Source organism: Segatella copri (genome assembly GCF_019249655.2).
In the GTDB taxonomy this organism is placed as follows: Bacteria; Bacteroidota; Bacteroidia; order Bacteroidales; family Bacteroidaceae; genus Prevotella.
Map to the genome: position 1 here is coordinate 1,435,233 of NZ_CP137557.1, position 12,741 is coordinate 1,447,973.

At 43.0% G+C, this 12,741-nt stretch carries 12 protein-coding genes; 4 read left to right on the forward strand and 8 right to left on the reverse strand.

What is annotated here, in order from left to right:
* Positions 1 to 4: 4 nt before the first annotated feature.
* From KUA49_RS05455 to KUA49_RS05465, 3 genes are all read right to left on the reverse strand, one after another.
* Positions 5 to 784: a class I SAM-dependent methyltransferase gene (locus tag KUA49_RS05455; RefSeq protein WP_218412345.1), complete on the reverse strand. Its 780-nt coding sequence runs from the start codon at positions 782 to 784 to the stop codon at positions 5 to 7.
* A gap of 215 nt (positions 785 to 999) precedes the next feature.
* On the reverse strand, positions 1,000 to 1,665 hold the full coding sequence (locus KUA49_RS05460; RefSeq protein WP_203050315.1) for a DUF4476 domain-containing protein: 666 nt from the start codon (positions 1,663 to 1,665) through the stop codon (positions 1,000 to 1,002).
* A gap of 227 nt (positions 1,666 to 1,892) precedes the next feature.
* On the reverse strand, positions 1,893 to 2,495 hold the full coding sequence (locus KUA49_RS05465; RefSeq protein ID WP_218412346.1) for a hypothetical protein: 603 nt from the start codon (positions 2,493 to 2,495) through the stop codon (positions 1,893 to 1,895).
* Positions 2,496 to 2,674: 179 nt separating this feature from the next.
* On the opposite strand from KUA49_RS05465, the gene KUA49_RS05470 reads away from it, so the two are divergent.
* The 3 genes from KUA49_RS05470 to KUA49_RS05480 all read left to right on the forward strand — a co-directional run bounded on the left by KUA49_RS05470 (position 2,675) and on the right by KUA49_RS05480 (position 5,515).
* Complete coding sequence (locus KUA49_RS05470; RefSeq protein WP_218412347.1) at positions 2,675 to 4,741, forward strand: ATP-binding protein; 2,067 nt, start codon at positions 2,675 to 2,677, stop codon at positions 4,739 to 4,741.
* A 195-nt stretch (positions 4,742 to 4,936) separates the two neighbouring features.
* Positions 4,937 to 5,152, forward strand: a complete 216-nt coding sequence (locus KUA49_RS05475) for a hypothetical protein (RefSeq protein ID WP_153086464.1) — start codon at positions 4,937 to 4,939, stop codon at positions 5,150 to 5,152.
* A gap of 6 nt (positions 5,153 to 5,158) precedes the next feature.
* The gene (locus KUA49_RS05480; protein ID WP_153086463.1) at positions 5,159 to 5,515 is read left to right on the forward strand and encodes a hypothetical protein; all 357 of its coding nucleotides are present in this window, start codon (positions 5,159 to 5,161) and stop codon (positions 5,513 to 5,515) included.
* 66 nt (positions 5,516 to 5,581) lie between these two features.
* Here KUA49_RS05480 and KUA49_RS05485 read toward each other — a convergent pair whose 3' ends face one another.
* The 4 genes from KUA49_RS05485 to KUA49_RS05500 all read right to left on the reverse strand — a co-directional run bounded on the left by KUA49_RS05485 (position 5,582) and on the right by KUA49_RS05500 (position 10,364).
* Positions 5,582 to 6,583: a hypothetical protein gene (locus tag KUA49_RS05485; RefSeq protein ID WP_218412348.1), complete on the reverse strand. Its 1,002-nt coding sequence runs from the start codon at positions 6,581 to 6,583 to the stop codon at positions 5,582 to 5,584.
* A 92-nt stretch (positions 6,584 to 6,675) separates the two neighbouring features.
* Positions 6,676 to 8,379 carry an acyl-CoA dehydrogenase family protein gene (locus tag KUA49_RS05490; protein ID WP_218412349.1) on the reverse strand — a complete coding sequence of 568 codons (1,704 nt, stop codon included), beginning with the start codon at positions 8,377 to 8,379 and terminating at the stop codon, positions 6,676 to 6,678.
* A gap of 35 nt (positions 8,380 to 8,414) precedes the next feature.
* Positions 8,415 to 9,437, reverse strand: coding sequence for an electron transfer flavoprotein subunit alpha/FixB family protein (locus KUA49_RS05495; RefSeq protein ID WP_006847062.1), 1,023 nt, complete (start codon positions 9,435 to 9,437; stop codon positions 8,415 to 8,417).
* A 57-nt stretch (positions 9,438 to 9,494) separates the two neighbouring features.
* The gene (locus KUA49_RS05500) at positions 9,495 to 10,364 is read right to left on the reverse strand and encodes an electron transfer flavoprotein subunit beta/FixA family protein (protein ID WP_006847063.1); all 870 of its coding nucleotides are present in this window, start codon (positions 10,362 to 10,364) and stop codon (positions 9,495 to 9,497) included.
* 330 nt (positions 10,365 to 10,694) lie between these two features.
* On the opposite strand from KUA49_RS05500, the gene KUA49_RS05505 reads away from it, so the two are divergent.
* Positions 10,695 to 11,861 carry an adenylyltransferase/cytidyltransferase family protein gene (locus tag KUA49_RS05505; RefSeq protein ID WP_218412350.1) on the forward strand — a complete coding sequence of 389 codons (1,167 nt, stop codon included), beginning with the start codon at positions 10,695 to 10,697 and terminating at the stop codon, positions 11,859 to 11,861.
* Positions 11,862 to 12,008: 147 nt separating this feature from the next.
* Here the strand turns inward: KUA49_RS05505 and KUA49_RS05510 are convergent, their stop codons facing one another.
* The gene (locus KUA49_RS05510; RefSeq protein ID WP_218412351.1) at positions 12,009 to 12,611 is read right to left on the reverse strand and encodes a riboflavin synthase; all 603 of its coding nucleotides are present in this window, start codon (positions 12,609 to 12,611) and stop codon (positions 12,009 to 12,011) included.
* Positions 12,612 to 12,741 lie beyond the last annotated feature (130 nt).

Below are 12,741 nucleotides of genomic sequence, written 5' to 3' on the forward strand. Positions count from 1 at the left end.
ATGCTTAGAAAATCCTAGCCAGATAGTCGTAATGTTCTCCTTCAGCCACGAGTTCGCCCTGCAAGCCGCAGCTTTCGGCGATGGATTTGAGCAGTGGGAAATCTACGTAGAGCCAGTCGAACCTGTCGCCCTTTATATCTTTGTAAATCATCTGGTAATCCACTTCACCATAGTAGGCACCATTCAGATTGATGTCGAAACTTCCGTCTTCATTCTCGTAGATATATTTGAGGTCGGAGGAGTCGATAAGAATCTGTCCGCCCTGGTTGAGCAAAGCCTTGAGACGGTTGAAGAGGGCAGGGAGGTTTTCTATTTTCCCGGCGATACCCGTTCCGTTCATCAGGAGGAGGATGGTGTCGAAACCTGTTTCCAGATGATCATCAAAGAGGTTGATGCATTCAGCATCCTTTACGCCTCTCAATCTCATAGCCTCGCAACTCAGAGGAGAAATATCTATGGCTTTTACCGAAGAAATATCTTGTTTTTCGGATGCATTCTCTTGTTTTGCCGAAGCATCTTTTGTGCTGCATTCCTTCTGCAAGGCGAGTGCATGGCAACCGGCACCGGCTCCCACGTCCAGTACTTTTCCCTTGGCAAGCTTCAGAGCCTTCTGCTCCAGCATCGGCATCTCTTCAACTTTTCTGAAGAGATGTTTCACCGGCATTTCATCTTCCTCGAACATAGATGATAGCACACGTAATCTTCCTGCTTTTCCCGATTTCTGATAATCAAGGATAGCGGCGCCCATCGGGTCTTTGTCTTTTGATAGTATATCTGTATTCATTTGTTTTGCACCTGTAGATGCTATAATATTTTTACTTCTTTTCTGTTCTCCAAGAGTATTTCTCTGATTACTTCTTTTTGTATCATAACTCAATATTGTTTAATTGATTTTGCAAAAATACACCTATTTTGTTAAACCGGCTAAACAATATGCATAATTTAACATAAAAGTCTCTTTATATCATAGCTGATATCATTTTTTAAGATACCAGATAATTATCTGCTGCAGCTTAGTATTTCTCCCACCTTTTGCTTTTCGCTGTCGAAGCTGAATAGCTGATAGATGACGATGGCATTCTGTGGGTCCACGATGTGTGGCGCCATCATTTTGAGCGCTTTCAGCTGTTCATCGTCGAAAGGGAATATCTTCATGATGCGGACCACCTGGGCGCAGGAATAGTAACAGCCGAGGCTGGCTATTTCTATCAGATCGAACTTGTTGTCATCAAAGCTTGCCTTCTTCACCTTATTATATAGTTTGGAGAAGGAAGCATCATCGAGACAATAGCCGTAATCCATTCTGCCATCTGGATCACATTTTCCATCGTAGATGGGTGGGGTAGGGTGTTGTGGCTGCTGTACATTCGATGTTTGGCTGTTTGGTTCTATGATTTTTGTATCGTACTGCACAACCTTTCCGTTTCTGTCGAAGAAGACCGTGATGTACTTGGAATCTCCAGACAGATAATTATATTTGTCATATTCCCATTTGTCCCCATACATGTCGAAACTGGTGAGCTTAGGTTTTCCAAGAATGGCTATTACTTCCTGCTTGGTCATTCCCCGCTCCACGTTTCTTTTTCCTTTAGCCGAAGCCGAGAGGCATACGGCAAACATCAATATGGTTGTGGCGATAAGCGCCATTACTTCATTTCTTTTCATAAGCTAAACTGTTTTTTATAAGTTATTATATTGTTTTATGGTTGCAAAAGTACAGCTTTCTTTTGAAATAAAAAGAGGAGGATTCCCTAAAGTAGAAGGGAAAATCCCTATTCCCGATTTGCAGAGCCTAGTGGCAACATTCTTTGGTTGTACGACTATACATCCTTTTGTTGTATTGCTATATATCCATTGGTCGTATGATTGTTCTATACTTCGAAAAAATGGTCTTAGTCCCACCACGTTTGTGCATAGTAGGCAAGTAACTTATGGTATAAGTACCATGCTTTCAACTGGTATAGTTCATGAGGATGCTCTATATACCAATCTTTAGCTTTTTGGTTATGTGATAATTTCAGATAGCGGTCAAGGTTTTTCATATTTACCTTTACCAAGCAATGGTACTTCACATTGTCGTCTTTCATTTTATAGAACTTTCCATCATCTATTGGCACAAACTCCATCTCTCCTTCATATTCGAAAAGATCAACATTATTGTCAAGCATAATATCATGGAGTTTGACCGCCATTTTTATCCAACGTACTATTGGCTCGTAAGTTTCTGCTGTAGCGAAATATCCATGTTTATAATGTGCTATTAACTCTTCCATGTATGTTTTCTGCAAATCATAAAAATATTCATAAGAGAATGGATATGTATGGAAGGCTGCTTGTTTTACGAGCTTCCAACGTCTTTTGTTACAGCACACTCTAAACCAACAGCAAACAGAACGATATTTGCTTGTAATATGGCAATACCACCAAATATCTATGTTTTCCCATAGTTTGGCAAGGCCTTTCTTCTCTTCCCTATCAATTAATTTTAAACTCATATCTCTATCCTCCAATTAAAACGCCACAAAGATACTAATTATATCTGAAAATGAGAAGAATAAAGCGAAAAAATCGATCTTTTGTTTGTAAGTTTGTGATTTTTTGATTAACTTTACCGCCGAATAGGCTAAAGAGGGTGACAAATGAAGTTCCCCTTACCTATAATATAATTAAGAAAATGAGAACAGCGAAGGAATTATTTGCAGAGCTAAATAGCTTTGATGAAAATAGAAGAATAGAGGCCAAGTCGGCATCGGCTGTTGGCAAGAGCATGATGGAAACGGTTTGTGCTTTTGCCAACGAGCCAGGTCTGTGCGGTGGCTATCTGCTTTTAGGTGCCAAGCGTACCGGAATAGCTGAAGACGGCAGGCCTATTTATGAGCCTGAGAATATAGAGAATACTGACAAGATTCAATCTGATTTTGTCGCTATGTGCAATTCTATGTTCAATGTCCGTATTCGCCCGATTATTAATGTGGAAGAATATTTGGGTAAGACAGTTATTGTTGTCAAAATCGAAGAGTTACCTGAGAGTCAGAAGCCTGCGTATTTTGCCAAGCGTGGTTTGCCTGAGGGGGCGTTTCGTCGTATAGGTCCTTCTGATGAAAAATGCTCAGAAGAGGATATGTATCTTTTCTATCAATCTGCTGATACCTATGATAGTTGTATTGTAGATGATGCAGACCTTGATGATATAGATGAGAATGCACTCAATTTCTATCGTAAACTTCGCAAGGAAGTGAATCCTGATGCGGAAGAACTGACGCTGAATGATGTAGATTTGTTGAGGGCATTAGGAGCTATTAAGAAGAATAAGCAAGGTGGATATGATTTGACTTATACGGGGCTCTTGGTTTTTGGAAAACAAATGTCGCTTCGTCGTTTGGTTCCTTCTTTCAGAGTTGATTACATTAGAATTTCTGGCAATCAATGGTTAGCTGATGGCGATAATCGCTTTGAGCAAACTATCGATATGCGCGGACCATTAATCCTCATGGTAAACAAGGCATGTAGTGCTGTGATGGATGACCTGCCAAAAGGCTTTGAACTGAAGAAAGATTCCATGCAGGCATCTACACCAGCGATTCTTCCCAATAAGGTATTACGTGAGGCGATAGTCAATTCGTATATTCATCGTTCTAATCGAGTGAATCAGCCGATTCAGATTATCCGCTATTCCAATCGTATTGAGATTCACAACCCAGGCTATTCTCTGAAACCTCAGGATGATTGGGGAGAGCCAGGCTCTATGCTTCGCAATCCAAGAATCAGTGAGATTTTCCATGATACGAATCTTGCTGAGACTAAGGGTACTGGTATTGGTGCGATGCGCAGATTGATGAAGGAGGCAGGCTTGATGCCGCCGACTTTTGAGTCGAACCATGAAGCGAATAAGTTTACGGCAAGACTTCTGCTCCATCATTTCCTCAGCAAGGAGAATATGGAGTGGTTGGCTCAATATGCCGAGTTTGGCTTGGTGAATGAGCAGAAGCTGGCTCTAGTCTTCGTGAGAGAAGTGGGTGCGATAGATAATGCTACGTATCGCCAGCTGGATTCTTCGATTACTCATGCCCGTGCACGCTTGGAGATTCATAAGCTTTGCGATCTTGGATTCCTAGAGAAGAAGGGGCAGGGTCGTAACACTTACTATATAAGAACCTCCAAGGTGGTATCCTTAGGAGAAAGGTTACGACCTCAGGACGAAAGGTTACTACCTCAGCATGGTACATTAGGCGAAAGGTTACTACCTCAGCATGGTACATTGGGAGAAAAGATACTACCTCAGCATGGTACATTGGGAGAAAAGATACCACCTCAGCATGGTACATTGGGAGAAAAGATACCACCTCAGCATGGTACATTGGGCAAAAAGATACCACCTCAAGGCGAAAAGATACCACCTCAGCATGGTACATTTGAGATCGAAAGCCAACCGAAAAGTCGTAACGAATTACTGAGGGAACTTCCTAAAGGGCTCCAAGAACGAGTTTCAAAACTAGGAAAGTGGGCATCTCGGGAAAAGGTTAGTCAACTCCTTGTAGATTTATGCGCTTTTAAGCCTTATAGCTACGAAGAGCTTGCTTTGATAATTCAAAGAGCGGCCAAGCCTATGAAGGATAAGTACATAAAGCCTTTACGATTAGCAAACAAGCTCTTCTATTGGATTCCGGAAATGATTAATCATCCTCTTCAAAAGTATGTTGCTGACCCTTCGATGGCGAGAAGTAATACACAGAAAAAATAAAGAAAAGTCCGTGTGGTATTTACTTACCCATGGACTTTTTGGTTCTTATTTGTACTGATGTTGGTCATTTTGTTACAGAATCTTAACTGTACGTTAAAAAAAATAATTAGTTTTGTTAGGTAATCTGTAATGTGTATATTTGCCCCCGAATGGTTTAGTGATAGTGCTAACCATAATTTTTAAATAGATAAAGTTATGAATACTGTTAATGCTAGATTGTATGTTTGTGGAGATTGTGCAAACAAAATAAAAGATGCTGGTCTTCCTAAAGGTGCTTATAGGTGTCCTCTTATAGTTGATGTTATTAATACTGATGTTGTTTGGGATACCACTGATGCTACAGATTGTATTAGAGAAGGGCGTTATCAGTGCATATGTACTAGTAATGCTGATGTTGAACTTTATAAATAATAAATTATGAATAGTTGTATTTTTATTGATTTTGTTGATGCAAATCACTATCGAAAACTAAAAGAGGAGTATAGTGATAAAATTATCGGCACGTGGGATAGAATGTCAGATGTGGTTTCTGTTTTATCCTATGCTGCGAAAAATGTAGTGATATTGTTGCCACCTACAATTACTAAGAATGCTGTGGAATTATGGTTGCTTGCTTTTCAAAAAAGGTTGAAGGAAGAAAATGTATGGTTTGTCTTAAATGTAGGAATATCTGGAATTTCTGAATCTTCAACTTCTTCAGATGTTGTTTTTGATAAAGATGGCTATATGGCAAGAATTCGATACGTTGTTTCTTATCAAAAAATAGTTTGTTAATAGTAGACGAGGAAGAATAAGGTTTTCTGTTCTTCCTCGTTAATGAAATGTTAATTATATATTAAACTATTTGGTTGTAATATTCTGTCTTAAATTATTGTAATGTTTTATAGTAAGGGTGTTGTAGAAATATTTGCCACAGCATTTCTCTATGTGATAATAGTCTAAGATGCTTTCAATATCTGCCCAGATTTTATTTTTTTTGTCCTTATTAGAAAAAATGTGCTCGTAGTAATCATTAATGAGAAAGTTGATATGGTTGGTTTTTGAGTACATTTTTATTGCATTTGTTTTATCTACTTTTATTTGTTGCTCATTTTTTCTAGAGAAATCTACTTCTTCTGAACTACGCCCATTGCACGAATAGTAATTTAGATCATTGCACAAAGGGAGTAGTGATCTTATATATGGATCTGTGGATTCTATACTTCTTTTCTCTTCCATAAAATAATGATTGTCTCTTCCTGGTCGGCACTGAAACCAAGCGGATTGTGTAACGCAATAAGTTTGTAATTCTTTTTCTATTTCAAAACTTTGAACATATGTGTGAATTTTTAAAAGCGTATCTTCCCTTTCTTTTTGAGAAGGTATTTCGCCAAATTCAAATTCTTTTAATGTTAAAAAATATTCGAAAAGAGTATTGTCTTCTGCTGTGAGTACTTTTTCTAGATATATTATTGCTTCTTGTTTTTTTGTTGGATAATATAAGCATTTAAATCCCTTTTCCATTTGTATAAATGGTGATAAAGCTTGTATTTCATTATCTAGAGAACCATTGATGAGTTTAAATGATGATAATTCCTTTATTTCTAAAGCATGCTCATAATCGTTGCTATTTACTAGGTATACAACAAAAGTCTTTTCCTTTAGTTGAAATCCACGTTCTTTTTCAAAATAGCTCAATATCGGAAATCCCATTTTTATCATGGTACTTCCCCGAATTTCTGAGCAAGAATAGCCTACTACAATACCAAAAGTATCATGCTCATTGCATTGTAACACAATACCAATATGTAAAACTTTAGAATCTCTAATACTTGCGGAAATTATATTAACATGTTGTTTCATACTTTATGTATATTGAAAAATTGTAGATGTAAAAATAGGAGATAAGTAGTAGAAATATAGTAGCTTATCTCCTATTATCTTATAATTGTCCTTTATGCCTTGAAGCTCTCCAAGTCTTCTGCCTTGAAGTTCTGGATATATGCTGAATGACCGAGAACTTCCTCCTCTGCCATGCGAACATATACGTTAGCACTCTTCTGGAACATCTCTGGTGCCTTGGTAGCATCGTCGAGGATGAGGAGAGACATTACGATGTCGCCAGTCATGTTGTAGAGACGGCGAGCCAGGAAGTCGTGAACTGCCTGATCGTTAGCTTCCTTCACCTTGTTGATGGCAGCCTCGTAAAGATCTACGAGCTTAGCCACGCGCTCCTTCAATGCCTTCAAATCATCTGATACCTCGTTCTCCAACATCTCCTTGATGATGCTGAGATAAGTGCCGTTGGTGATGTAGCGGATGGCTGCAACAACCTGAAGCTGAGTAGTACCCTCGTAGATAGAGAAGATGCGGGCGTCACGGAACAGGCGCTGGCACTTGTATTCCATGATGAAACCAGAACCACCGTGGATGCTGATGGCATCGTATGCATTCTGGTTAGCATACTCTGAGTTCATACCCTTAGCCAATGGAGTAAATGCATCAGCCAAGCGGGTGTATTTCTTCATCTCCTGACGCTCCTCTGGAGTGAGCTTAGTGTCGCGGGCGATATCCTCCAAAGCCTTGTAGATATCTACGTAGCGAGCGCAGCAGTAGAGGAGTGAACGGCCTGCATCCAACTTAGCCTTCATTCTTGAAAGCATGTCATAAACGGCTGGGAAGTTGATGATCTTCTCACCAAACTGAGCACGCTCCTTGGCATAAGCCAAACCCTCATTGTAAGCCTCCTGCTCAACACCTACACTCTGAGCTGCAATACCCAGACGGGCACCGTTCATCAGAGCCATCACATACTTGATCAATCCAAGACGGGTGTTACCGCAAAGCTCAGCCTTGGCATTCTTGTAAACCAACTCGCAGGTAGGAGAACCATGAATACCCAACTTGTGCTCGATGTGACGAACAGTTACGCCACCATCACGCTTGTCGTAGATGAACATAGAAAGACCACGACCATCCTTGGTACCTTCCTCTGAACGAGCCAGAACCAGGTGGATGTCTGAGTCACCATTGGTGATGAAACGCTTCACACCGTTCAGACGCCATGTGCCGTCCTCATCCTGTGTGGCCTTCAGCATCACGCGCTGCAAGTCAGAACCTGCATCAGGCTCAGTCAAGTCCATACTCATGGTCTCGCCAGCGCAGATGCGAGGAATGTACTTCTGGCGCTGCTCCTCAGAACCGAACTCATAGAGCGTATCGATACAGCTCTGCAGAGACCAGATGTTCTGGAAACCTGCATCAGCAGCAGCGATGATTTCTGAAGCCATAGAGAAGATGGCGTTAGGCAGGTTCAAGCCGCCGTAACGACGAGGCATTGACAAGCCCCAGAGGCCAGCCTTGCGGGTAGCATCGAGGTTCTCGAATGTCTTGCTGGCATAAATCATGCGACCGTTTTCCAGGTGTGGACCTTCGAGGTCAACATCCTCAGAGTTTGGTTCGATGATGTTAGCAGCTACATCGCCGGTAATATCCAGCAATCGCTTGTAGTTCTCGATGGCATCCTCGTAGTTGACAGGAGCATCTTCAAACTGATCTTTTTCTGCGTAGTTGCGCTCCTTCAAGTCAACAACACGCTTCATCAATGGGTGATTGAGATGAAATTCAATCTCAGGGTGATCACTATAGTAATTAGCCATTTTACTTTTCTTATTTAAATAATGTGTAATGCAGATTACTTAGAATTCTGCTTGTAGTACTTGATGAGCTTAGGAACCACATCCTCAACATTGCCGTTGATAACGTAGTCGGCAATCTTGTTGATTGGAGCATCAGGATCGTTGTTTACAGAGATGATGATGCCTGAATCCTGCATACCGGCGATGTGCTGAATCTGACCAGAGATTCCGCAGGCGATATAAACCTTAGGATGAACAGTAACACCAGTCTGACCAATCTGACGGTCGTGATCTACCCAGCCTGCATCTACGGCAGCACGCGAAGCACCAACCTCGCCATGGAGGAGATGAGCCAACTCGAAGAGCTGGTCGAAACCTTCCTTGCTTCCTACACCATAACCGCCGGCTACAACGATGGCAGAACCCTTCAGGTTGTGCTTGGCAGCCTCTACGTGGTGGTCGAGTACCTTTACTACGAAATCCTCGGCAGGAACATACTTGCTTACCTCTGGATAAACCACTTCCTTCTTGCACTCACCCTCGTAGATGCTCTTCTGCATCACGCCGGAACGGACTGTAGCCATCTGTGGACGGTGGTCTGGGTTTACGATGGTAGCCACGATGTTACCGCCGAAAGCTGGACGAATCTGATAGAGCAGACCCTCGTAGTGCTTGCCGCTCTTCTTGTCGTCGTAATCACCAATCTCGAGCTCTGTACAGTCGGCAGTCAAACCGCTGGTCAATGAAGAAGAAACACGCGGACCGAGGTCGCGACCGATAACGGTGGCACCCATCAATGCAATCTGAGGCTTCTCCTCCTTGAAGAGGTTGACGAGAATGTCGGTATGTGGAGCTGAAGTATATGGGAACAATCCCTCAGCATCGAAAACAAATAATTTATCTACACCATAAGGGAGAATCTGATCTTCTACCTGGCCCTTGATGCCGGTACCTGCCACGATGGCATGGAGCTCCACGCCCTGCTGGTTGGCGAGCTTACGACCCTTGGTGAGCAATTCCTGAGATACTTCGGCAACGGTTGTGCCTTCTACCTCGCAATATACAAATACGTTGTTCATTGTCTTTTTTAATAAAGCATTTTTAAATGAATCGGAGTCTGAATCATCCTTCGATGATTATCCGATAATACTTTCGTTCAACAATTCCTTCATCAGTCCGTCGATGTCCTCATCGCTGCTGGTCAGGGTCTTGCTTTCCTTAGCCTGGAACACGATGTTCTTCACGGCCTTCACCTTGGTAGGAGAACCGCTCAAACCGCACTGTGCAGGGTCGCCATCCACATCGGCAACGCTCCACTGGTTCAGAGTCAGGTAAGGGCGCTCCTCATAAAGGTTAGCCCAAGGCTCATCGCCCTTTCGCTCCATAGGGCAGGTAGCGTATTTATATTTCATTACGAGCTTCACGTTGCAAGGACGACATGGAGCAGCACTGCCGTTTACGGTGATAACCAATGGCAATGGAGCCTCTACGGTCTCAACACCACCATCGATGAGGCGGCGGATAGTAGCCTTGCCATCCTCTACCTTGAGGATTTCCTCTGCATAGGTAACCTGGTTCAATCCCAACTTCTGAGCCACCTGAGGACCCACCTGAGCAGTATCACCATCGATAGCCTGGCGACCACCGATTACGATGTCAACGTCACCAATCTTCTGGATACCTGTAGCAAGGGCATAAGAAGTAGCCAATGTATCAGCACCAGCAAAGAGACGGTCGGTGAGCAACCAACCTGTATCTGCACCACGATAGAGACCCTGGCGGATGATTTCGCCAGCACGTGGAGGACCCATGGTCAAAATTCCAACTGTAGAACCTGGATTCTGCTCCTTCAAACGGAGAGCCTGCTCCAATGCGTTCAAATCTTCAGGATTGAAGATGGCTGGAAGAGCTGCACGGTTTACGGTGCCTTCGGCTGTCATCGCATCCTTACCCACATTTCTTGTGTCAGGTACTTGCTTGGCAAGTACAACGATTTTTAAACTCATATTAATAAATGGTTATTGTTATAATTTCCTTTAAGTTGTTAGTGCTCGGTACTCAAGTTGGGCGTTTTCGAGTTCGGTTGTAGGGCGCTTGGATGCCCTCTTCTTCACTTTCCAATGTTCAATTTGGGACAAAACACGTCGGCAAAAGTAACACTTTTTTGTGTGTTATACAAATATTTCTTTATAAAAATGCACAAAAAGGGTTGGTTTGTGCCCAAAAAAGAATATTTGTGCAGGTTTTTCTTGGAATAATGAAAGAAAAGTTGTAGTTTTGTAGCCGAAAGACTTTAGTCTTTGTTGAATGTTAATAAAGAAAAGTAGCTAAAAATAATGAAGAAAGTTTTTGTAAGTGGTTGTTATGACTTGTTGCACAGCGGCCACGTTGAGTTTTTCCGCCAGGCGTCTCAGTATGGCGACCTATACGTTGGTATCGGTTCCGACCAGACGATTCTTGGCTATAAGCACCATAAGACGTTCTATCCTGAACAGGAGCGTCTCTTCATGGTGAAGTCTATTAAATATGTGAAGGATGCCTACATCAACCAGGGGGATGGCATTATGGACTTTATCCCTACGGTGGATATGGTGAAGCCCGATATCTTTGTGGTGAATGCCGATGGAAGCAATGAAACCAAGCGCAAGTTCTGCGAGGAGCGTGGCATTGAGTATGTGGTGCTGGAGCGTACGCCTGCCGAAGGCTTGAAGGCGCGTTCGAGCACGGATATCAAGGATTCTACCTGCCAGCTTCCCACCCGTCTCGACCTGGCGGGCACCTGGATAGACCAGCCTTACGTAAGTTGCTATGCGCCGGGCTGGGCGATAACCATGTCGCTTATTCCTACCTTCGAGGTACGTGAACGCTGTGGTCTTTCTACTTCAACCCGCAACATGATTAAGAAGATATGGCCGGTGAAGTTGCCTGATATGAATCCTGAGATTCTTGCCAAACTGGTGTTCTGTTTCGAAAACGACCCGGAGCGCAGCGACGGCATCATCAGCGGTGCCCAGGATTCCATCGGTATCTGCATGCCTGGTTTGGTGCGCCATCATTATGACAACCGTTTCTGGCCTGATAAGTTTGAGACTTGTGATGACGAGGATGTTCTCTCTTGGGTAGAGAGCCACGTCTGCATGATTCCGATGGAGCCACGTCGTCCGGGCTGTTCTGTGATTGAAGGCAAGGATATCAACGAGGTTAAGGTGAAGAATCTTGCCAAGGCTGCCGATGATTGCTGGAATGCGATTCTCAACAGGGATTTTGCTGCGTTTGCCTCTGCCTTCAAGGCTTCGTTTGATGCGCAGGTTGCCATGTTCCCAGCCATGATTCAGGGTTGTGTGCAGGGATTTATAGATAGGTATTCTGCCCTGCCTGAGGTTCATGCCTGGAAGATGCCGGGTGCAGGTGGCGGCGGCTATCTGGTACTGGTTGTTGATGATGTGAAGGATTTCAAGGAGAAGCATCCTGAAACCATCGATTTGACGATTAGAAGAAAGTAGCGAGGGCGGTTGAATCATCTCCCCTGTATATAGATTAGGCACGGATTACACGGATTTTCCTTTAAATTATAAATGCGTTTTTTGCATTATCGTCTTAAATCTCCGTGTAATCCGTGTAATCCGTGCCTAAAATCTGCTTACACCCTCTTATTCGAAGCTCTTGAGTCTTGCGATGTACTTACCGAGAATATCGAATTCGATATTCACCACGGTTCCTACCTCAATGTTGCAGAAGTTGGTATTCTCGCGGGTATAAGGGATGATGGCTACGGTGAAGGTGTTGTCGGTAGGCTCACATACGGTGAGAGAAACGCCGTTTACTGTTACGCTGCCCTTATCTACGGTGAAATATCCCTTACGCGCCATCTCTTTGTTAAGCTCATACTCAAAAGTGAAGTAGGTTGAACCGTCTGCATCCTTCATGGCGATGCATTTGGCGGTTTCATCCACGTGTCCCTGCACGATATGACCGTCCAGTCGGCCGTTCATGATCATCGAGCGCTCCACGTTCACCTTGTCACCCACCTTCAGCAGTCCCAAGTTGCTTCTGTCCAGGGTTTCCTTCATGGCGGTAACGGTGTAGGTACCGTCCTTGATTTCCACCACGGTGAGGCAGACGCCATTGTGCGCCACGCTCTGGTCGATGCCGAGTTCATCTACGAACGAACATTTCAGGGTAAAGTCGATGTTCTCCTTATCCTGCTTAATCGCCACAACTGTGGCCATTTCTTCTACGATTCCACTAAACATATATTCTATTTTTATTTGGTTTCATGATTATTTCAGTTTGCAAAGATATTGCATTAGCTTGAAACTGCCAAATCATTTAAGTTCTTTTGATAAAATAAGCAAGATATATTTGTTTAATTGCCATATTTTT